This window comes from Streptomyces sp. NPDC001536 (assembly GCF_042894505.1).
Lineage (GTDB): Bacteria > Actinomycetota > Actinomycetes > Streptomycetales > Streptomycetaceae > Streptomyces.
The window spans coordinates 65,204-84,662 of sequence record NZ_JBIAVQ010000021.1; the positions used below are offsets into that span (position 1 = coordinate 65,204).

General features: G+C 69.1%; 22 protein-coding genes. 7 read left to right on the top strand and 15 right to left on the bottom strand.

Features of this window, described 5'->3' with window-relative positions:
• Window positions 1-36 precede the first annotated feature (36 nt).
• The 5 genes from ACFY0U_RS40420 to ACFY0U_RS40440 all read right to left on the bottom strand — a co-directional run bounded on the left by ACFY0U_RS40420 (window position 37) and on the right by ACFY0U_RS40440 (window position 5,037).
• Entirely contained in the window at window positions 37-1,281 is a 1,245-nt protein-coding gene (locus ACFY0U_RS40420) for a hypothetical protein (protein ID WP_388644816.1), read from the bottom strand.
• The gene (locus tag ACFY0U_RS40425) at window positions 1,278-2,240 is read right to left on the bottom strand and encodes a hypothetical protein (RefSeq protein ID WP_388644817.1); all 963 of its coding nucleotides are present in this window, start codon (window positions 2,238-2,240) and stop codon (window positions 1,278-1,280) included. Before ACFY0U_RS40425 ends, ACFY0U_RS40420 begins: the two co-directional genes overlap by 4 nt.
• On the bottom strand, window positions 2,237-2,941 hold the full coding sequence (locus tag ACFY0U_RS40430; protein WP_388644820.1) for a hypothetical protein: 705 nt from the start codon (window positions 2,939-2,941) through the stop codon (window positions 2,237-2,239). Before ACFY0U_RS40430 ends, ACFY0U_RS40425 begins: the two co-directional genes overlap by 4 nt.
• Before the next feature lie 477 nt (window positions 2,942-3,418).
• A complete protein-coding gene (locus ACFY0U_RS40435) occupies window positions 3,419-4,501 on the bottom strand; it encodes a hypothetical protein (protein WP_388644822.1) in 1,083 nt (360 codons plus the stop codon).
• Entirely contained in the window at window positions 4,498-5,037 is a 540-nt protein-coding gene (locus tag ACFY0U_RS40440; RefSeq protein ID WP_388644825.1) for an RNA polymerase sigma factor, read from the bottom strand. The genes ACFY0U_RS40435 and ACFY0U_RS40440 overlap by 4 nt, the downstream gene beginning before the upstream one ends.
• A gap of 214 nt (window positions 5,038-5,251) precedes the next feature.
• On the opposite strand from ACFY0U_RS40440, the gene ACFY0U_RS40445 reads away from it, so the two are divergent.
• From ACFY0U_RS40445 to ACFY0U_RS40455, 3 genes are all read left to right on the top strand, one after another.
• Window positions 5,252-5,476, top strand: coding sequence for a hypothetical protein (locus ACFY0U_RS40445; protein WP_388644828.1), 225 nt, complete (start codon window positions 5,252-5,254; stop codon window positions 5,474-5,476).
• Window positions 5,477-6,035: 559 nt separating this feature from the next.
• A complete protein-coding gene (locus ACFY0U_RS40450; RefSeq protein ID WP_388644830.1) occupies window positions 6,036-7,991 on the top strand; it encodes an FtsK/SpoIIIE domain-containing protein in 1,956 nt (651 codons plus the stop codon).
• Between the two features lie 49 nt (window positions 7,992-8,040).
• Window positions 8,041-8,493 carry a hypothetical protein gene (locus ACFY0U_RS40455; protein WP_388644832.1) on the top strand — a complete coding sequence of 151 codons (453 nt, stop codon included), beginning with the start codon at window positions 8,041-8,043 and terminating at the stop codon, window positions 8,491-8,493.
• 7 nt (window positions 8,494-8,500) lie between these two features.
• On the opposite strand, the gene ACFY0U_RS40460 is transcribed toward ACFY0U_RS40455, so the two are convergent.
• Genes ACFY0U_RS40460 through ACFY0U_RS40475 form a run of 4 tightly spaced genes read right to left on the bottom strand, consistent with a single transcriptional unit; the run spans window position 8,501 to window position 11,537 of the window.
• Window positions 8,501-9,166, bottom strand: a complete 666-nt coding sequence (locus ACFY0U_RS40460; protein WP_388644834.1) for a hypothetical protein — start codon at window positions 9,164-9,166, stop codon at window positions 8,501-8,503.
• A gap of 59 nt (window positions 9,167-9,225) precedes the next feature.
• Entirely contained in the window at window positions 9,226-9,915 is a 690-nt protein-coding gene (locus ACFY0U_RS40465; protein ID WP_388644836.1) for a hypothetical protein, read from the bottom strand.
• Between the two features lie 27 nt (window positions 9,916-9,942).
• Window positions 9,943-10,497, bottom strand: a complete 555-nt coding sequence (locus ACFY0U_RS40470) for a hypothetical protein (RefSeq protein ID WP_388644837.1) — start codon at window positions 10,495-10,497, stop codon at window positions 9,943-9,945.
• Window positions 10,498-10,529: 32 nt separating this feature from the next.
• Complete coding sequence (locus ACFY0U_RS40475; RefSeq protein WP_388644839.1) at window positions 10,530-11,537, bottom strand: hypothetical protein; 1,008 nt, start codon at window positions 11,535-11,537, stop codon at window positions 10,530-10,532.
• Between the two features lie 441 nt (window positions 11,538-11,978).
• On the opposite strand from ACFY0U_RS40475, the gene ACFY0U_RS40480 reads away from it, so the two are divergent.
• Window positions 11,979-13,340: a hypothetical protein gene (locus tag ACFY0U_RS40480; RefSeq protein WP_388644840.1), complete on the top strand. Its 1,362-nt coding sequence runs from the start codon at window positions 11,979-11,981 to the stop codon at window positions 13,338-13,340.
• A gap of 57 nt (window positions 13,341-13,397) precedes the next feature.
• Here ACFY0U_RS40480 and ACFY0U_RS40485 read toward each other — a convergent pair whose 3' ends face one another.
• Together ACFY0U_RS40485 and ACFY0U_RS40490 are read right to left on the bottom strand one after the other, a co-directional pair.
• Entirely contained in the window at window positions 13,398-14,018 is a 621-nt protein-coding gene (locus ACFY0U_RS40485) for a hypothetical protein (RefSeq protein ID WP_388644842.1), read from the bottom strand.
• A gap of 81 nt (window positions 14,019-14,099) precedes the next feature.
• Window positions 14,100-14,282 (bottom strand): hypothetical protein, encoded by a 183-nt coding sequence (locus ACFY0U_RS40490; protein ID WP_388644843.1) that lies wholly within the window; start codon window positions 14,280-14,282, stop codon window positions 14,100-14,102.
• A 122-nt stretch (window positions 14,283-14,404) separates the two neighbouring features.
• Here ACFY0U_RS40490 and ACFY0U_RS40495 point away from each other — a divergent pair, with 122 nt between their 5' ends.
• Complete coding sequence (locus ACFY0U_RS40495) at window positions 14,405-15,034, top strand: hypothetical protein (protein WP_388644845.1); 630 nt, start codon at window positions 14,405-14,407, stop codon at window positions 15,032-15,034.
• 24 nt (window positions 15,035-15,058) lie between these two features.
• Here ACFY0U_RS40495 and ACFY0U_RS40500 read toward each other — a convergent pair whose 3' ends face one another.
• Window positions 15,059-15,907 (bottom strand): hypothetical protein, encoded by an 849-nt coding sequence (locus ACFY0U_RS40500; protein WP_388644847.1) that lies wholly within the window; start codon window positions 15,905-15,907, stop codon window positions 15,059-15,061.
• 455 nt (window positions 15,908-16,362) lie between these two features.
• On the opposite strand from ACFY0U_RS40500, the gene ACFY0U_RS40505 reads away from it, so the two are divergent.
• Window positions 16,363-16,575 carry a hypothetical protein gene (locus tag ACFY0U_RS40505; protein ID WP_388644849.1) on the top strand — a complete coding sequence of 71 codons (213 nt, stop codon included), beginning with the start codon at window positions 16,363-16,365 and terminating at the stop codon, window positions 16,573-16,575.
• A gap of 3 nt (window positions 16,576-16,578) precedes the next feature.
• Here the strand turns inward: ACFY0U_RS40505 and ACFY0U_RS40510 are convergent, their stop codons facing one another.
• A complete protein-coding gene (locus tag ACFY0U_RS40510) occupies window positions 16,579-17,148 on the bottom strand; it encodes a hypothetical protein (RefSeq protein WP_388644851.1) in 570 nt (189 codons plus the stop codon).
• Window positions 17,149-17,257: 109 nt separating this feature from the next.
• On the opposite strand from ACFY0U_RS40510, the gene ACFY0U_RS40515 reads away from it, so the two are divergent.
• The gene (locus ACFY0U_RS40515) at window positions 17,258-17,386 is read left to right on the top strand and encodes a hypothetical protein (protein WP_388644853.1); all 129 of its coding nucleotides are present in this window, start codon (window positions 17,258-17,260) and stop codon (window positions 17,384-17,386) included.
• Here ACFY0U_RS40515 and ACFY0U_RS40520 read toward each other — a convergent pair.
• Both ACFY0U_RS40520 and ACFY0U_RS40525 read right to left on the bottom strand, forming a co-directional pair.
• Entirely contained in the window at window positions 17,380-17,649 is a 270-nt protein-coding gene (locus tag ACFY0U_RS40520; RefSeq protein WP_388644855.1) for a hypothetical protein, read from the bottom strand. The genes ACFY0U_RS40515 and ACFY0U_RS40520 overlap by 7 nt on opposite strands.
• A gap of 23 nt (window positions 17,650-17,672) precedes the next feature.
• Window positions 17,673-19,418: a hypothetical protein gene (locus ACFY0U_RS40525; protein ID WP_388644856.1), complete on the bottom strand. Its 1,746-nt coding sequence runs from the start codon at window positions 19,416-19,418 to the stop codon at window positions 17,673-17,675.
• Window positions 19,419-19,459 lie beyond the last annotated feature (41 nt).

The window sequence follows — 19,459 nt, forward strand, 5'->3', positions numbered from 1 at the left end:
ACCACCCACTACAGAAAGAGGCTGTGACCTGCGCTTTTATACCTCTTCGGCCTGCTCCTCGAACCGGCCGAAGAGTGGGATGGCGTCGAGGGGGTCCTTGTCCGTGACGTCCACAGTGTCGTCTGGGCGGTCGTAGTCGGTGTCGGCCAGGGTGGAGCGTGCACCCCAGTCGCCAGCCTCGTTGCGCTCCGACAGCGACACCTTCGCGCGCTTGAGGTCGGTATTCGGCCCGGCCCGCAGGGAGTGGCTGGTCACCTTCAAACCGTTGATGTACTCGACGCCGGCGGCGGTCGCGCGCTTTTTCACGATCTCGTTGATGGCCCGGCCGGAGAGGTGCAGGCCGCGCACCGTGGCGTTGCCACGGCCCTTGAGCGCGCCCTTGACCGTCAAGGCTCGGAAGAAGGGGAGATTCGGCGCATCGGCGCCGAGTTCGCGCAGGTCGGCGATCCACGCGCGGACCCGGCGAACGACCTGGAGGTCGGCGCGGTCGCGGATGAACCGCCACTTCCCCTTGCCCTTGCGGCGGGTCTTGGACTTGGCGGTGAAGACCCACACACCCGTGTCGACGACGCGCACGGACTTGACCAGCAGGTCGGCGCTCTCGATGCCGCGGGCGAGCTTGCCGTAGCCGATGACCAGCATGGCGGCGTCGCGGCGGCCGATACGCGTCGACTCGTCGATCTTGCCCAGCACCGGGACGAGGTACTTCAAGGTGAGGCCGGCCGCCTGCTCCCGCTCACCGCCAGCCGGGATGTAGTCCTCCAGCCGGTAGTCCTCGATCATGTCGCGGACCAGGGAGGCGTCCGGGCGTTCGCCCTTCGGGTACCAGGTGATGATCCGGGAGAGGTAGGCGAGCAGGGAGTCCGGGCTGTACTGGCTGCCGTCCTTGTCCTTGCCCACCTCCATCAGGTGATCAAAGTAGGCGACGACGTTCGCCGTGGTAGTCGACGGTTGCGCGATACGCCCCTCGCGCGCGCACCAGGCGGCGAAGCGTTCCCGGGTCGAGTCGCGGTTGACCCGGGTGTTGCGGGCACCACGTCGGCCAGCGCGCTCCTTGGCCGTCCTCGGGACCGTGAAATCCCGGGCGGTGAAGGTGGGTTGCCGGTCGGCATTCGGCGGGAGCTCGCCCTCGACGAGCAGGGTGTCACGGGTGATCCGGAACGCCGCGGGGCCGTTCCCTGCGACGCCTGCGGGCAGCAGTCGCACCGATGCTTCGTCGTCGACGAGCTCGGCGTCGACGACGTCGTCCTGCTCGGTCGCTTTGGTCGCTGTGGTGCTCACCCCATGCTCCCTAGGCAGTCGTTGCAGATGGCGACGTGGTCCGGGCCCGGCTGGTAGAGCTGGCCGCAGCGCAGGCAGGGCTCCAGTCCGTTGAAGACCTCCGAGCAGCCGAAGCAGTACTGCACGTCCTCCTCCGGCTGGGCGGCCACGTGCGCCCCGCCGATTAGGGCGTAGGCGCCGCACTCGGGACACTGCGCGGCGGGCCCGGTGGGGTCCTTGCGGTACTCGCGCCAGGAGTGCCCCAACACCCCCACGACGTACGGCAGCGGGAAGGCCTCGGCGTCCCAGTCCGTCTCGCAGAACAGACAGCGCACCGCGCCGCCCTCGGCGAGCAGAGCCCACTTCGCGCAGTCAGGGCAGCGCAGGGTGTACCACTCGCGACCGGCCAGCTCGGGCGCGATCCGCTCCATGATGATCGCGGAGTAGCCGCGGATCCGCGGCAGCGCCTCCCGCACATGGCGCATCTCCTGCTCCAGGTGCTGCGCGTCGTCGCCGGTCAGGCCCGGCCGCAGGTGGTCGCCGACGAAGGCAATGAGGAAGTCCAGCACCTGCGCCGCGCGGGATTCGATGGCCGGGGCGGCGGCCGTCAGTCCGAAGTGCTGCAGGCGGTTGCGCTGCTGGGCCAGGTGGGTGATGTTCCCCTTGTCCTCCGGCGCGATCTCCACACCCAGGCCGCGCAGCCGCTTGATCGCGTCTTCGATCCGGCAGCTGTTGAACTCCCCCTGCTCATAGGCGAGTTGATCGGCTTCGGCGGGCTTGCTGAAGACCTGAGTCCAGTCGAGGGCGACCAGGAGCGCCTTGAGGAGGACCTCGGTGGCCGCCTGGAGGTGCAGGACGGCGTACTTCAGATCTCGCTCGCCGGGCTCCTCGCGGTCGAGGTGGGCGACGACGCTGCGCAGGTAGTCCATGCCGTTCCGGATCGGCGGATAGTTCATGTCCGCCGGGGGGTCGGCGGTCACCGCGCGCCCGTGCGGACCGGGTGCTGCTCCACGAGCGGGGCCAGGTCGGCGACGAGGGTGTGCAGGGCGCGGGCGGTGCGTTCCCACACGGTGTCGTCGGCAGTGTTCAGCTGGGCCAGGTCGGACGGGCCGCCGCGGAGGTCGAGGCCAAGTGCAGCGCCGCGGGCCCGCACGCTTTCCACTGCGGTGTGCAGCCGCGCCTCGGCCGGGCTTTCGCCGTGGGCCGTGTACGTGAGGGCCTGGAAGGAGAGGTACATCAGCACCTCGCGCAGCACCCCGGTGCGGTACGCCCACACCACCGCCGCATCCGCGGAGGTGTCGGTGAACTGCATGGCAGGGAGGGCGAGTTGGGCCCGGCAGGCGGCGACGGCCGCGGTCAGGTCTTTGGCCGCCAGTAGATGGACGAACGGTTCGGTGTTCAGGGTGTCCAGCGCCGCGCCCGTGGCGACGCACGCCGCGGCGGTGCACCGGGCCCAGGCGGTGACCTGGGTGACGTCGCCGTCCACTGTGGTGACGGTCTCGATCCCGCCGGCGGCGGCCGGGCAGTTCTCCGGAACCTCCTCGACGAGGTCGGCGACGACGTACTCCTCCAACTGCGCGACGCCATGCTCGGCGAGGAGCTTTCGGCCCCACCCGGTCTCGCTCTCGTGCCGTACGGCGACGGGCATCCGGGTGTCGGGGTCGAACTCGGTCAGGGTCACGCGCGCGCTCCTCGCTCGTTCACACTGTCAACTTTCAAGGCCTGAAACCTTGCTGACGCCGGGTCCCGGTGACCCTGCCTCAGTACCTCGTATTCTGCCAGGAATAGGAGGTAAGGCGAGCCTAAGCAGGCGACACTAGCCCGGACGGGGGAGTAGGGGCGGGTGCGCGACGTCGTGCGGCCCGCTGACGGCCTCCCGTGACATCGGCGACCCGATCACCCACGGATGCCCGCGTTCGGCCCTCCTGGGGCCCGTTCCGTGGGTCGCTTTTCTGATGCTTCGCCGGAAAAGCACCCGTTAGGGCGCTTGTTCGTACGCCCTGCGGTCATCCTGCGCGCTGGGTGTTCGTGCCGCGATCCATCCGCTGAGGGCTGGCCGTTGACATGCCGAATGGCGTGCCGTCTACGGCACGCTCTAACTTACTTACTTATCTACGAACCTCCCTCAAGGAAATGTTGAGTGCGTAATTGCTGCGCGTCATTTCCTGCAAGCATCGTTTATTTCGTGCGCAAGATGATTTCGCAGCGTTGAATCCCAAAGCTCTGACAGTTGCGGCAAGTGGTCTCGGGCAGGTTGGAGCCACTCAGGCACAGGGACTAGCGCAGCGGCGCCAGGAGAGTCGGTCGACGACTGCGGGTCAGTCAGCCAGAGCACCGCTCCTACCTCGCTGCGGGCTACCTCCCGTCGCTCGCTAAAGAGCTCTGCCACCTCCTTGAGCCACCTACGGCCCCTGTCCAGGCTTCGCCACTGGTACTCGCCAACCGCTGCACTGTGCTGCTTCCAGGGCGCGACTTTGGCGGTGCTGAGAGACGCAGAGTCGAACAGCACCAGCAGGGTCTCTGACCCACCCTGGGCCAACTTGCCAGAGCTGGAAGGCTGTTCGGGAGAGCAGCGCCTGCAGAGCTGACCGTTGGCATCGAGCCGCTGCGGCAGTGCCAACACGAACAGGTGATGCTCGTTGAGCCCCTCGATCTGGCTGCTCGGTCCCTTCAGCGTAGTGAGCCAGTGCTCCGAGTGGACGTCGAGTTCGGCTGCTGGACGATCCCTTCGCGCCATCAGTGGGTTGGGGAACGACCGCTTGTGCCGACGCGGCCTCCAAGCGTGCGGGAAGCTGACCAACTTGCTGTGCGTGGCTTCTCGATCGGTACGCATCGGCAAGAACCAGAACGCTGTCGCCTCGTCTCGTGCGTTCAGGACATTCAATGGCAGGCGCAGGGAGAATTCGAAGGGGGTGAACCAATAATTCCCCGAGGCATCATCGGGCCCGGGGGTCCCCTCTTCCTCTTCTCCAGGCTCCTCGATCCCCTCTGACTCTTCGGGAAAGTCCTCGCCGAAGATGAGTGCCGCCTTCTCATTGATTTCCTCGTCAGATACCTCGGCAGGCTCGAACGGCATACTAAAATGTTCCGCCACTGCGTGCAGGAAATCGAGAGCAATGGAATTAACATCGTCCTCAAAAATGCGAGCCTTGAGATCGTCGGGGCGAATTCCGAACTGCATGAGACGAACATCCTCGGACGATGTAGCGGGGGTGAAGTCGGGGATCTGCTCGTTGGTCATCGCTGCGCCTCCCGGCTCTCCGTGACGAGGGTGTTGATCTTGTCGGTGAGGCGATGCCTGCGCACGCGCTCCGTACCTGGCTTGATCCCGAGCTGCTCCGCCAACTCCTCGGGGGCGAGGCCCGAGAGGATCAGTGCCGCGTACTCCCGTTCCTTATCGGGCAGTTGGGCCAGTACCTCCAAGGCGAAGAGGCGATCGGGCACTGACGCCGCAGGGTCTCCGTGGCGTTCGTCTGCGGCGCACGCCACCGCGGCCCCCACTGCCTGCACGAGGTCGCCCACCCGGTTCCGGGCCCGGATGAAATCGATGCCGCGGCTGATGATCCGGTTCCAGAGGAACTTCCTGACTTCCTCCACGTCCGCGAATTCGTGCTTGCAGGACTCCGCCGCCAGCTTCATCACGATATCCTCGGCATCCGGCTTAGACAGCCGGAATTTTTGCATGGTGAACCCGAGCAGCTTTGGATATTCGGCCCGAAAGCATTCACTGTGTAGCGGATACCGCGACGATTCCGGCTTCGCCGTCCCATGACTCACAGCTCCTCGGCTCCCGTGCCTCCGGTCGGGCACGTGCCCGAGTACCACCGCAGGGCGCCCGGCGGCCGCCCCCTTCACCACAACGACGACACCCGGCCCCACCGCGTTACACCGCTGACAGCAAAAGTTGAGCGGCCGTGTAATGAGTCGGAGCCCTGGCCCGTCTCCTCGGAGTAGAAGTCGGATCACCTCACGGAGCACGAGGACCAGCATCATGCTGCACACGGCCAGCACCATCACCGACCCCGTCCTGGACGGGCTGTACGAGACCCTGCGCCTGTATCAGCACGGAGCGTTCAGCGTGGCCTGCCCGGACTGCCACGTCCCCGCCGGCGAACTGTGCCTCGCCCGCCGAGCTGTTCACCGCGGCCGCCGTCAGGTGTACCGCGCCAAGCTGGAGAAGGTGCACCTCGTCCCGCTTCTCGCGGCCGCCGCGTGATGTACGCCCCGGTACAGCCGTTGAGCCCCGTCGTCCTGCGAGCCTGCCTCGTTCCGGCCTGCCCCGCGGTGTTCGACTGGGTCCAGCCCTGGCCGGACGGCTGGAAGGGCGTAGCCGGGCCGGGAGCGGGCGCCCTGTACGTGTGCCCCGATCACAGCCACGCGTGGAGGCAGCACCGTCCCGTGACCCGGCGCTACCCGGACGAAGGCGGAGTCGCCGCGTTGTGCGCCTGCGGTTGGTCGACGCCACCCGCGCCCACCCTCGGAACGCTGGAGGAAGCGTTCCTCGAGCACCTGGTGCCGGAACTCACACACGCTCCGATCGAAGCCATCGCGCTACCCTGATCATCAACACCGCAGCCCTCCGTGGGCTGTTGGCCGGAGTGGGACACAGCGAACCCACCCCCGGCCGCACACGACTGGGAGCCCGCGATGCTGCACAGCACGATCCGCCTGAACGACGTCCCTACGGCCTCCACGCTGCCGCTGACGTGACGTGACGCGCCCCCGACCTGGGGTTTTGCGCTCGCATCCCGTCACGTCACTTGCCGGAGGCCTTCATGTCCCCGTCCCTGGGGCGTGCCCGTACGACGGGTCTCGCCGTCGCCCGCTACACGTTCCGCCGCCGCTTCGAACTCGCGCCGGCGGCCGCCGACCTCGGCCTGACCGCCATGTCCTGGTGGCACCACGTCACCGGGGTCACCTGGCAGGAGCACGCCGCATACGGTCTCGCCACCCTGGGCGCGGCCGCGCTCGGCTGGAAGGGCCTGGCCACCAAGCACAAGGAGATCGCCAACGTCGGCGTCGGCGGGACGATCGCTCTCGCCAACACGTGGGTCGGCGCCGCCACCGGTCCGTCCGTGCCGTCCCTCATCGTGTCCGGCCTGGCCGGGGGCGCCGCGTACGCCGTCTACGGCCCGTGGCTGACGAAGTCTCGCCACGAGCGCCTGGCGCTGCAGGTGAAGGCGGCCAAGGCCGGGGTCACCGTCGACGGTCTCGGTACGAACACCGAAGCACCGAGCCTGACCGGCGCGACCCGCGAGGAGACCAAGCTCGTCAAGGCCCTCGTCGCCATGCTGTCCGTCGCCCAGGTCGACGTGACCTCCCTCGACTACACCCCGTTCGGATGGCGTGCCACGGTCGAGCTCCCCGCTGGCCGCAACACCGCCCCGCAGAAGGTCATCGCGGCCCGGGACCAGTTCGCCAACAACCTCGGGCTCCCCGGCCGCGTTCGCCTGTCGAAGGGCGAGCACGACAACGAGCTGATCGTCACCCTGTACGAGACCGACCCGCTCGCCGAGCCGATCCTGTGGCCCGGCCCGTCGACGTCGACGTGCACGGAGCCGGCTGTTCTCGGCGTAGACGCGTACGGCGAGCTGGTGCAGATCGCCATGCTCTACAACCACGTTCTTATTGGCGGGGCGACCGACAACGGTAAGTCGGGCCTGCTGAACGTGCTCATTGCCTGGGCGGCCGCCTGCCGGGACGCCGAGTTCCTGCTCATCGACCTCAAGCCGGGGGCGGTTGAGCTGGGGCCGTGGCGGAGCTGTGCCCTTGGGCTGGCCGACAGCCCCAGCCGCGCCATGCAGCTGCTCAAGATGATCTGGGCGGAGGTCGAGCGGCGGGGACAGCAACTGCGCGACCTGAGCGAGGAGTCGGGGAAGCCCGTCAAGAAGTGGGTGCCCGGCGAGCACGGACCGGCCTGGTTTGTTTTCATCGACGAACTCGCCGAGCTCGTGCGGAAGGTCCCGGCGGCCGCCAAGCTCGTCGAGTCCCTTCTGCAGGTCGCTCGGTTCGTCGGCATCACGCTGGTGTGCGCGACGCAGTCCCCGTCCAACAAGGTGTTCGGCGGGTCCACGGACGGCCGCCAGCAGTACCAGGTGCGTATCGGCCTGGGCGCCAAGGAGTCCACCACCGCCAACCTCATCTACGGGCCGGGCGCCTACGGCGACGGCTGGACCCTTGACGAACTGGACGCGCCGGGCAAGTTCCTGCGCTGGGACCGCGAGCACCAGGAGCCGATCGAGGCCCGCGCCTACCTGATGACGGCCGACGACATCGGCGCGACCACCCACCGGTACGCCCTGGACGACGACGGAGCGGAGGCCCGTCCGCACCCGGCGCACGAGTACGAGCCGGACGACGACCCGACCCCGCCGGAGCCGCCCACGCCCCCGAATCCGCCGTCCGGACCGGGCGGCGGCCGGCCGTTCCTGCGCGCCGTACCCACCTTCCCCGACGGCAGCGAGGTCCCCGACAACCGTCAGGAGCTCTGGGAGGCCGTGGAGAAGGCGGGCGCCCGTGGCGTCACGATCAAGGAGCTCCAGGCGCTGAAGCCGGACGGGGTGGCCTCCCGCGGAGGCATCAGCGACCCCTTCACGGTCTGGGCCGAGCAGGGGTACGTCGTCCCGCATGGCACCCGGGACCGCTCGAAGGTGTGGGTGGCCGCTCCCCGACGCGTCGCCAAGGTCGCGGCCGCGGAGGCGGGCAGCAACTCGGCCACGGTCAGCGGCTAACTCAGCTCTGCACGGCCCCGCTTTGGCGGGGCCGTGGCATGATCTGCACATGATCAAGGGGTGGGGGGCCGCCGCGAGCATCACGTTCGCCATCGCGGCCGTAGTGGGAGTGTCCGGGTGCGGGGGAGACGCGGAGGCCGACGCGAAGAAGTCGCCGACAGCGTCTGCGGCAGCGCCCAGCTTCAGCGAGGCCAGCAAGGCGTTCCAGGACGTGGCCGGGACCATGTACCTCGACAGCGAGTGCACGAAGGAAGCCGGCACCTGCTGGGACAAGATGACGACCGCCGTGAAGGCCGCGCGCACCCTGCGAACGGCGATGAACGGTGAGAAGAGCGTCGGGCCCGAGTTCTGGACCGAGGCTTACGCGCTCATCGACACCATGGAAGAGGGCTACGCCGTCGGCGAGGACCTGGGCGCCGACGACTTCAACACCAACCGGCCGAAGGTGTTCGGCACGGCACACGACCTGGACGACTGGCTCGGCGAACACCCCATCCAGTAGGTGCAGTTCACGCGGCCGCGACGTCCGCGTACAGCGCGATGTGCATCTCGTTGCCCAACCGGGACCGGACCTTCGTCACGAGGTCCGGTCCCACCGTGTCCCGCAGGTACTCCACGGTCTCCTCGCTCGCCGTCCGCGCATACAGCGTGCCCATGATGACGGTGACCAGCGTCACCGAGTCCAGCGCCGCCCTTTCCTCGCCGTCGTACTCGGCAACGGTGTCCCGCCAGGCGTTCGCGGCCGCCGGGTACACGTCGGGCGTCTTCGAGTCGACAAGCGGCCACCGGTAGCCGGGCCCCTTCTTCCGGGCCACGCGGAACGCCTGCCACGCGTCGCTTCCGGCGTGGCCCTCGGGGTACCCCATCTCCTTGGCGAGCGCAGACCAGCCGTTGCCCTTGATGTAGCGGTGACAGCGCTCGCACGCGTACCAAAGGCCGGCCTGGATCGGGAAGTCCATCGTGGCGCCGGACTCGCCCATCGACACCTTGTTCACGGCCTCACCGCACGGGTACGCCCACACCGCGGGCTGCGAGGCCGCGCCGATCATGCCGCCAGCGCAGAAGTCACAGGCCTTGCCCACCGCCTCGAAGTGCAGTGCCTCCGCGCGTACGTCGGCAGAGGGCGCAGGCAGGCCGAGAAGCGCTTCGTACGGGGTGTTGGGCGTCTTGTCCATGCACACGAGTATGGCGGCCGCCGCGAGTGCGTACGGCCGCCATATGGCCTTTCACCGGATCAGGCGTTGGGCACCGCGACCGGGTTCTCACCGAGATGCCCCAAGCGCCCGTCGACAGTCGCCTCGGCCTCGCGCTGGCGTCCGGCGTGCGGCTTCTCCGAGACGCGGCCGTTGTTGGTACGGCACTGCTCCCCGTCGCTGGAACCGCACCGCTCGCAACGGATCAGCAGCACCTCGCGGGCGACCGCCGCATCCCGCTCCCGCCGCCGGCGGATCGACGCCGACTTGGACTCCCAGCCGAGCCCGACCCCGGCCATGGCCTCCGGGTACGTGGTGGTCGTCGGCGCCCGCTTCGCGTCCTGGGCCAAGCGCGTCAACTGCCAGTGGGTGGGCACGATCGCCGGGCCCCCGTAGTCCGCCCGGTCAGTACCGCGGGCAGCCGCGCCCCACGGGTCACCGGCGTTGAGGAAGGTGGTGGAGAGCGGCACATCCCCGGCGACGACGCGAGCAAGGAAGCTCAGGGCGTCGCCGGTCGTCCGGAGGCTGGAGGCCCAGGAGCGGAGGTTGTCGATGGTGTCGGACAGCTCGACGGGCGTGTCCGGCACCTCGGCGGCCCGCGCGAGCTGCCGCAGCCTCAGCTCGATGGCGAACACCTCCACGGCCATCTCGTCGACGGTGATCTTCTTGCCCGACATCAGGTCGGTGGTGTTCACCTCGGCGTCGGTCTCGTACTTGAGGTCGTCCTTCAAGATCGGTTGCCCTTCGGCTCGGTGGGGTCAGTGGGAGCGCGCGACGACGGCCTGGACCGCGGCGAAGGTCACGCAGGAGACGGCGATGAGGGCCCGGGGATCGTCCCGGAGTTCCCAGAAGCGCTCGATCATGCGCCCGCGGCCCGCGGTCCCGTCGGGGACGGCACGCAGCGCGTCCTGGATGGCATCTCGGGCGCGCACGGTCGCCTCGATCTGCTCCTCTGCGGCTGACATGCCCTCGGCGAGGGGCATGTCGAAGAGGCCGTGCTGAGTCTCGGCGGCCTTCAGCACGGCCTCGACGGTCGCAGTGGACGTGTCGGGCGGGAGTAGGGCGTCGAGGTCCACGGTGCCCTGCGGCGTACGGCAGTCGGCGGGGCAATCCTCATGGACGATGGCCGCGAGGACCATCTGGGCTACGTGGGTAGTGCAGGGGAGACCGAATTCGGCGGTGTGCTGGAGCAATAGAGGGAGCACAGCCGGAAGTTGGCTGTCCGGGGCTTGGGCGATGCCGTAGAAGTCCGCGGCGCGGCGCTGGACGATGTCCCAGTACAGGTTGCGGCCAGCCGTGACGGATGAAGGCATGACGGCGCCTTTCAGGGCGTGGCGGGGGAGCGTCAGGCGAGACCGGTGACGGTCATGACCGCCCCGAACAGCAGGTCGTCGCGGCCTACGGCGAGCAGGTCCGCCAGGTTGCTGGTGCCCGCGTCGAGCTTCCCCGTGGGGACCGAGGCAGCCGGAGCGGTCAGGAAGATGGCGCCCTGGTGGTAGTGCGCGGCGGCCAGCCACTGGGGCGGGGGCGCCCACGGGGTCGGCGGCTGGTACCAGCGGCCGGTGCCCTGCCGCTCGATGTAGAGCAGCCCCGTACGGTCGGCGGCGATTGACCACTCGGGCAAGGAACGCGGCTCGTCACGCTCCAGGTCGAGCGGCGGAAGGCCGTCGGAGAGCCGGTCGGCACGGAAGCCGAGCGGCCCGTGCCGGTGGGCGTCGCCGGGCTGCAGGTACATCACGGGCGGGCTGTCTTCAGGCATGGTGAAGACGTAGTAGTCCTCGGTCGGGGTCCGGCCGCGGCGGTGCTGCTTGGGCGGGAGGTCCGCCGTGTCGATCGGCAGATCGCGCCGGCGCCGGGCGAGGGTGAGCTGGGACCAGGACCAGACGCGGGTGTGCCCGCACCCGTCGTGCGTCCAGACGGGGAACTGCAGCTCGGTCGGCTTCTGCGCGCCAGGGGGCTGGACTTCTCGCAGAGCGATGCCGACGTGCACCACTTCCTCACGGGTGACGTCGATGACCTTGTCGCACAAGTGGCAGGTGATCGGGTCAGGGGTGCCCGGCTGGCCATTCTTCTCGGCGTGCTGAACGAGCTGCTGGACCTGGCCGAGGCCAAGGAGCTCCTGCACACCCCACGCGACGAAGTAGCCGGTGCCCATCACCCGAGGCCGGTACTCGTACTCGTCGGCGTAGGCGGCCTCCTCGAAGCCCATCCGCTCCTGGGGCTCGTCGTCGCCGTGCTGGCCCTGCTCGTACTCACGGCGAACATGCCGCATGGCGGCCTGCAGCGACGTCTCGCCGGACTCTTCCATGTACCTGCGGGCAGCAGCCTTCAGCGCCCGGTTCTTGTCTCCCACGGTCGTCCCCTCGCAGCGCACACAGTCCCGTGACCCGAGCACGCCTGGCGTACAGGGCGAACCTGAAAGGTGCCGTACGGCATCATGCCGATGGCCTCTGAGCTGCTGATTCCCGCTGTGCAGGTTCAGGCTGTCTTCGCCGTCCGGTCACGGGCCGGACTACTCGGGCCAAGGTCGTCTGCAACAGGTCGACCTGCCCCCAGAATACTGGATCGAGGCCTGTGGGAGTGGGGATTTGAGCCGTCCCTGGGGCTCATCGTGCGGAGCGGGACCGATATGCTGACGGTGGGGGACACGACCTCCAACCGCTGAAGAAGGCTCCGCCCACGCCGGTCCTTCGTCAGTAGGCCAAGCCGTCCGTCGACGCATCGTGGTCGTACGCCTTCACTCGTCTGCTCAGCGCAGCGTGTGCGTGGGGCTCGCTGCTGCATGGAGTGAGACGTGCCGTCGAACAAGCCGCGAAAGCCCAGGAAGCGCGCCCGGGAGATTCGCAAGCGGAGCCGTACCGCGGGTGCGCAGTACACCAAGGCGATGCGGGCCAACGATGCCGAACGCGCTGGCGGACAGCAGGAACCTCCGCCCGGCATCCCCAAGTCCCCCTACGCGTACGCCGGTGACGACCGCGAGCTCTTTTCCATTCCCGTGATGCTCACCGCGACGGTGGCCCGTGACGCCGACGGCGAGCACGTGGCGCAGACCGTGGCTGACGCGTGTGCGTACCTCGTGCGTGAAGGGGAGGGCTGGTACCGGGCCCTGGCGTACGTGTGGCCTCTGCCCACGCGGATGCCTGACCCCGAGCAGCAGGAGCACGACATGCTGACCATGCTCGTGGCGGTGGCCGCCGCGCGGCCGTGGAAGGGCGTGGACGGTGCGTTTGACCGTGCCGAGCCCGCCAGGTTGGTGCAGGACGTGATCACTGTGGTCACCGCCGAGCTCGCCCGTGAGTTCCCTGACGTGGCTGCCGCGCCGGAGGCGTTGCCGCTGGGCCCGGACAAGGCCGAGGAGATCAAGGAGAAGGCCGGCGGCCTGGAGGCCTCGTTCGTCACCACCGATGTGCACCCGTCCCTTGTCCCCGGCGACGAGGAGGACAGCGGCCTGGTGGACGAGGAGCCGGAGGCTGCGGCGCGTCCGACGTACCGGTACGTGGACCGTCTCAACCGTGGCTGGCACATTGCGTCGTCCGAGGAACCGGTCAAGTACGTCGTCGACTGGGCCGGGCTGCGGCAGGGCCGCCCTTCGGAGCCACTCACGCGCGAGGAGTTGGAGGCCGAGCACGGGCCGCTGCGACCGGTAGGCGAGGGAGACCCGAGCGACGACCTGGTGCTGCGCGGGGCGCTTGCCGACGCCGGGGTGAAGGCGGCCGGCTCGGTGCTCGTCGCCCTGTTCCGGCTGTCCGTGGAGTACAGCCGGAACTCCACGCCGGGCGGCTACGAGGGCGGTTCCCTGGTCGCGGGCCGTGAGGGCTCCTGGGAGGCGGAGGCGATCCACCGGCTCGCGTGGACGATCGGCGGCGACCTCGACGAGAAGCCGAAGCGGTACAGCGAGGAGTGCGTCACTTCCGTCATCGGGGTACTGCGCCAGTGGACGCAGCACCCGAAGCGGTACGTGGAGGTCGCCGAGAACCTGACCTACGAGTTCTCGAAGGTCGCCGATGAGCTCGGCGGGTGGAGCAAGGTCGCAGACAAGCCGTTCCAGCCGTCCACGAAGGTGGGACGGCACCCGATTGACACGATCGAGGCCGTCTACCACTACCTGATGTCGAGGTCGACCGAACCGGTTCTGGAGCGCTACGACTTCGAGTAGCCGATCGCCTGTACGGTGAAGACAGCCCGGTACCGCATCCCCCGTCGGTACCGGGCCCTACTGTGTCCGGCGCCGCAGCAGCCGGTCCCACAGCGACGGCGTGGGGTGCAGTGCGGCGCGGGCGGCCTGCCCGAAGGCGGCCAACGCGCGCTCGAAGCGGGCGTCGTCGTCGATCGCCCCGGCGGCGGCCATGACCTCGTCGACGGCCTGGACCAGGCGCTCGTCGCGGTGATGCATCAGGGGAGTCGCGGCCGTGCCGAGTTGGACCATGGGGCCCTGGAGGCTGGCCAGAGCGATCTTGCGGGCGTGGTTCTCGCGGCTGATGAGCTGGGCGGCATCACGCATCCCTGCCGCGTAGCGCCAGCTCTCGGAAACCCCCTGCGTACCCGCGCTGGCCCACCCTCCGACCGCCCCGAGGGCGACGATGCCGATCGACCGCAACCGCTCCTTGCGCCCTTCCCAGACGGTCTCGCTGATATGGGCGGCGGCTCGGACGGCGACCGCCGCGATGATGAGGGCGTCGACCTGGGTTTGGAGGGTGGCGAGTTCGGCGGCGCGGTCCTGCCGGTCGCGGGAGCGGTTGGTCAGCCAGTTCGTCAGGAAGGCGATCAGGAAGCCGCCGAGGACCTGGAGAATGGTGTCGCCGTGGTCGGCGATGATGTCGAGAGCGTTGTGCACGGGTGCAGTTTCAGGGACAGGGCGGGCATAGGGAGCCCCTGCGCCGGTTCTGCAGCAGAACGAAGACCGATTCGCGACCGGTCAGCCGTCGGCGGCCGCGCGGGTGGCGACGGTGAAGTGCGCGCCGACGAGCGCGTCCTCGAGGTCCTCGGCGTCCAGCCGCTGCCGTACGACGGCACGCAGCCACTCGGCTGGCGCCTGGCCGTCGCGCTCGGCGGCCGCGGCGATGCGCTCCCTATCGGCGTCGGTGAACAGCTCCATCATGAACCCGACGGTAGCAGCGCCTCAGAGCCCTATCCGTGGTCTCACCAGGTCCAAAGTAGCGGGCCGGAGCCCAGACCGCCGGTACGGTTGCGCCCGATACCGGATAGCCCGAAGGGGAGACGTTGGACGCAGGGACTGGTGCGGCGGTCGGTGGTGCTGTGATCAGTGCCGTAGCCGCTGGCATAGCGATATGGCAGGCCCGGATCGCCAAGCGGCAGGCAGTTCTCGCCGATGACTCTGCCACTTCAGCGAAGAGGCAGGCTGTCGCCGCAGAGGAGCAGGTTCAGCTCATGCGCAGGCAGCTGGACGGGGAGGAGGCGGAGCGCATCGAGGCTCGCCGTCCTGAGTTCACCGTCGAACCGGGGTACGTGAGTTTGGAGGATGTGAACTTCCCGAGGGGCGAGCTGACCATCAAGCAGGTCGGTGGGACTGCCTTGAGCAGCGTTGCGGTCACCGTGTCTGGAGACTACGTCGAAGGCCTACGAGGTGAGCTGAGCCGCGACGAATACGGCGGAGACAGCTACGCCAGAGTGCCTCGCCTTGAACTCGGCAGTATGTCGGTTGGCACGGATGCCCCGATCCACGTCGACCTTGAGTACAGGCATGTCACACCAATACGGGTGGAGCTGGAGTTGGAGTGTGTTGCTCGCGAAGGCGGACACACTTGGACGGAACACCTTGTCACTCGTCTCGACCCGCGCCCTGAGCCGCCAGTAGACGTCATGCGTGCGTGGCGGAATCGCGGCCGCTGAGCAGCGAAACGACAGCCCCGGTCTTCAGCGGCGGGGGAGGAGCGCGGACGGGCGCAGGGGGACGCCGACCACCTGCAGAACGAGGGTGCGGTGGGCGGAGTGCAGGGTGCGCACCGCGGCCCGGGTCAGTCCGGGCTTGGGCGGTTCGACGCCGGCGCGGGCCCGGCCGGGCTTCGTGGGGATCCACAGGAAGCCGGGGTCGGTGCCTTCGAGTTCCTTGACGATGCCGGCGCGCACGTCGAGCCAGCGGCGCAGGATCTCCACGGTGTGCTTGTCGAGCGGGTGATCGAACTCGTCGATTGTGATGACGGGGACGGGGCGGCGCTCCAGGTCGACGTCGGCGACGTCGAGGGGCTGGAGCTTGGGCACTGTGTGGCCGGTGGCGGCGGATACGGCGGCAACGGCTGCGGTGCGGATGGCGGTGGAGGCATTGGCGCCGGTGGGCCGTCGTACGGCGAGGGTGCGCAGCAGTTTGTAGGCCTGCTCGGGTTCGAGCCGTTCGCCGTGCCCGGACGGAGGGTAGGGGCGGCGGAGGTTGAGGCCGAGGTACTCGACGAAGGTGTTGTACGTCTGGATGCGGGCGCGCTGGTAGTCGTAGGCGGCGACGGCGTCGGGGCCGGTGAGGGTGTTGCGGCGGCGGGTCTCGCCGGCGTGGGCGGCCTCGAACCAGGCGTCGGCTCGCTCGGTCTGGACGAGCTCTTCGGCGGTGAGGGAGGGGAGCTTCTCCTCGTTGAGGATGTACTCCAGGTACTCGGCGAGGATCGTGCCGCGCAGTCGTACGGTCCCGAAGGCGTACCCGGCTTCCTGCTGGACCTCCATGAAGGTGCCGATCGCGGCGAGGGCGTCGGCGGTGCGCGGGTTCAGCTGGGACATGCCCGACAGCGTACGGGGAATCCAGTCCCAGGATTCTGGATTACAGCAAGAAGCGCGCAGCTGCCCCATTCCCCGGCCAGCTGCGGGTCTCGTTTCGGTCCGTGTCGGACCAAGACGGTCCGTGCAGGCCCGGTACGGTCCTTGTGCGACCCCGGGGCGGCCCGGAGGCGGGGCTGCGCCCCGCTGGGGACCCTGCCGCGCTTCTTGCTGTAATCCTGGATGCGCACTTGGTCGGCGCCCGCGGGGAACCGCTCGAAGTGAAGTCCCCCGGGGGCGCGTCACCCCTACAGACGGGGTGGAGCCCGAGGGTGTTACACCGCGGCGTTCCCCAGTACCAGGTCCAGGGCGCTCGGGGCCAGTTGCCCGACGGGACTGCCGCCCAGCTCCTACGCTGGACGACCGGCAATCCCGCGCTTCCGGCACCCCGGCGCGGACTCAACGAGAGGAAGACGTTGGTGGAGACCACCGTCCAACGCACGGCAGGCACCGACTCGGCGCTCCTCGCCTTCAAGCTGATCGTCTTCGGAGTACTGCTCGGGACCGCGCTGTACGCACCCCGAGAGAACAGCGACCGGGCCTTCCGGCTGCTGGACTTGATGACGGGCACCCCCGAGCCCCCAGCGCCCACACCTCCGGTCCGGCGCCGCGCTTCTGACCGCCGGGGGTAGTGGTCACGGCTCCTGCAGCTTGGCGCGCGCGGCTTCCAACTGCTCTACGGAGATGGCACCGGAGTGCGGCAGGCCCGCCTCCGACCACGCGGCCTGTGCGCGCGGCACAACACCGTCGGCGTGGTCCAGGAGGATCTTCTTCGCCATGCTCACGGAGATGGCGCCGTCGCCCACGTCCATGAGGTGGGCGAGCATACGCACGCTCTTCGTCGCTGAGGCCTTCTCGTTGTACCGGAAGACCACCACCCACCGGCCCTTCAGGGAGCGGGCCCGCGCGATGAGTTCGCGGCCGCGATCCGTCTCCTGCTGCTCGGTACGGATGTGCTCAACGTCCCCGGCCGGAGTCCGCAGGGTGAGCAGACCGCGACGGCTGGACTCCTCGACCTCGATGTCCTCCAGGAGCGCGACGAACCGCGCCGAGGCCTCCAGGCGGTCGATGTCCTGCGCGGCCTGCTGCGCGATCATGTGCAGATCGACGGTCAGGGCCTGCACCCGGCGCCCCCAGTTCGGTTCGTCTCCCGGCGGGCAGGGCCCGGCGGCCTGGGCGGCGGCGATCACGAGGCTGTAGTCCACACCCCCATCATGGCGGCCGCCACTGACAGGCCCGACCACGAATTTTCGCGCTGCGTGCTGTCCGTCGCGCCCTGAGCCCCGGCTTAAGGGGTGAAGGAGGTGATCTGTGATGCCGTACGTGTTCTGCGCGGAGTGCAAGCACGAGCACGCCCACGCGGTCGAGGGCGGCTCCGTGCCCTGCGAGCTGTGCCCGAAGTGCCAGGCCGAGCGCCGTAAGGCGGTCGAGGAGACTCAGTAGGAAGGCTCGTCGCCGACCGGGCCCTTGAGTTCCTGTCCCGGGGTCATCCCCGGCAGGAGCAGTGAGGGCCCGGCGTCGCGGGGCAGGTCGTCGCGGGTAAAGACGGCGTACGCGGTCCCGTCCTCGCCGTACATCACCACGGGGCCGGGCCAGTCAGCGGGGACGGGCAGCAGCTTCATCGGGGGCAGGTGCCGGAGTTGCTCGGCGCAGGCACGGCTGATGGCCTTCATGTCCTCGAACGACCCGGGCGTGAGCTCGATCATGGGCTCACGGTAGCGCCGGGGTACTACACGATGAGGCCGCCGCCGCGGCGGAAGATCGGCTCGGGCTCGTACACGGCGAGCAGGACGGCTTCGGCGCGGTCGGGGCTCTTCATGCCGCGGGCGCGCATCGCCTTCTTGGACTCGATGACGGTGTGGCCGCCGCTGTTGTAGCCGAGTTTCGGGGTGGTGAGCTGGATGGCGGCGTTGCGGTCGGTGCGCAGCCGGAGCCGGCCGACTCCGGTGCCGGGGTCGGGCTGCAGGAGCGCCCTGCAGGCGAGCCACATCTCGTCGCGCTTCTTGAAGGGGCGCATGACGGCGCCCGGGTCGTCGTGGCCGGGGGACTCGCTGACCATGACGCCGACGATCTCGGCGCGATGACGGCCGTTCTCCGCCCAGGTCTTGAGCATGCCGACGGCGCCGTGGCCCAGGCCGTTCTGGTCGATCTTGACGCGGACGGGGGCGGTGGAGCCGAGGGCATCGGCCAGGCGCTGCGCCTGCTCGATCTCCTCCAGGATCCGGGCGGCGACCTTGACCTGGTTGTCGTTCTCGGCGCCGCTGGAGTGGTGACGGTGCTCGATCACGTCACCGACGATCCGGTAGATCGTGAATTCATCGCCCCCGTCAGCCGCAATGTCGACGCCGAGGCGGACCCACGCGCCGCGCTTGACGGTGTGGGTGGCGGTCTCGCCCTTCAGACCGAGGTCGCGGAGGCGGACGTAGCCGGGGCCGGTGGGGTCTTCGACCTGCTGGGCGTACTCGACCCACAGGGTCGGTATCGCCTTGCCACCGCCGCCCTTGGGGAACCGGGCGTGAACCTTGGCGATCACGTACGGGTGGTCTTCGCCGTACTCGCGCAGAGTGCGGTCCACCCAGTCCTGATCGGGAAGGTGGATGGCCAGGGAGTGCTTGGGGACGCCGTCGGGACAGTCCCGGCAGTACGGGACGCGTTCGCGGGTGATGGCAGGGGAGTCGAAGGTGGCAATGGGGATGGTGACGGTGCTGGCCTCCTCGGGGTCCTCGCCCTCCTCGCACAGCGTCTCGAACCAGCTGCGCGGGTCGTCCATCGCCGGGTTGCCGATCGCCAGCATCTTCGCGTCGCCGGTCAGCAAGTTGTTGGTGCCCTGGCCGATGGTGCGCGCGATACCGCCGGCCTCGTCGACGATCATGAGGAGCTTGGGCGTGCCGTGGATGCCCTGCATGGCGGCCTCGTCATGCTCCGGGGCTGAGAAGCCGTAGGCCACCAGCACTTCGTTGCCGTAGGCATCGGGGATTTTCCACTGGGTGGTGTCGGCCCGGCCGGGCAGCCCCGCGCGGGCGATCACCTTGCGGATGTGGGGCCAGAGCTGGTTTCTGACCTGCCGGAATCTGGTCGCCGTGGTGACGATGACCATGGTTCCGGGCGGGTTCACGGCTCCGGCCCATGCGGTCAACCGGCCTGCGATCCACGTCTTTCCGACGCCGAAGCCCGCGGGGACGGCGACGCGCTTGTAGTCGACGATCGAGTCGACGATCTCCCGCTGTTTCGACCAGATCGTCTCGCCGAGGACGTCCTCAATGAATCCGGAGGGGGAGTCGGCCCACAGGCCGAACCGGCTGCCGGTGGCGCGTTCTACTTCGCGGAGCAGGTGGGGGAGTTCGGCGGCGCCGACGTCGTGCTTGAGGGCCTGGCGGCGCAGGGGGACAGGGGCGCGGAGGAGGTCGTCGGCGAGTTGGGCGGAGAGGTTCGACTTCACCCCGGGCCGGCCGCGGACGGCGGCGGCCTGCGTCACGGCGGTGGGCCGGGACGGTAGGCGTGGGGCGGCGGTTCGCA

What these genes read in the sequence shown, in the direction of transcription:
- ACFY0U_RS40435 (WP_388644822.1), bottom strand. Translation starts at nt 4,501, where the DNA reads ATGACCAACGAGCAGATCCCCGACTTCACCCCCGCTACATCGTCCGAG.
- ACFY0U_RS40445 (WP_388644828.1), top strand. Translation starts at nt 5,252, where the DNA reads ATGCTGCACACGGCCAGCACCATCACCGACCCCGTCCTGGACGGGCTG.
- ACFY0U_RS40450 (WP_388644830.1), top strand. Translation starts at nt 6,036, where the DNA reads ATGTCCCCGTCCCTGGGGCGTGCCCGTACGACGGGTCTCGCCGTCGCC.
- ACFY0U_RS40455 (WP_388644832.1), top strand. Translation starts at nt 8,041, where the DNA reads ATGATCAAGGGGTGGGGGGCCGCCGCGAGCATCACGTTCGCCATCGCG.
- ACFY0U_RS40460 (WP_388644834.1), bottom strand. Translation starts at nt 9,166, where the DNA reads ATGGACAAGACGCCCAACACCCCGTACGAAGCGCTTCTCGGCCTGCCT.
- ACFY0U_RS40470 (WP_388644837.1), bottom strand. Translation starts at nt 10,497, where the DNA reads ATGCCTTCATCCGTCACGGCTGGCCGCAACCTGTACTGGGACATCGTC.
- ACFY0U_RS40490 (WP_388644843.1), bottom strand. Translation starts at nt 14,282, where the DNA reads ATGATGGAGCTGTTCACCGACGCCGATAGGGAGCGCATCGCCGCGGCC.
- ACFY0U_RS40500 (WP_388644847.1), bottom strand. Translation starts at nt 15,907, where the DNA reads ATGTCCCAGCTGAACCCGCGCACCGCCGACGCCCTCGCCGCGATCGGC.
- ACFY0U_RS40515 (WP_388644853.1), top strand. Translation starts at nt 17,258, where the DNA reads ATGCCGTACGTGTTCTGCGCGGAGTGCAAGCACGAGCACGCCCACGCG.
- ACFY0U_RS40520 (WP_388644855.1), bottom strand. Translation starts at nt 17,649, where the DNA reads ATGATCGAGCTCACGCCCGGGTCGTTCGAGGACATGAAGGCCATCAGC.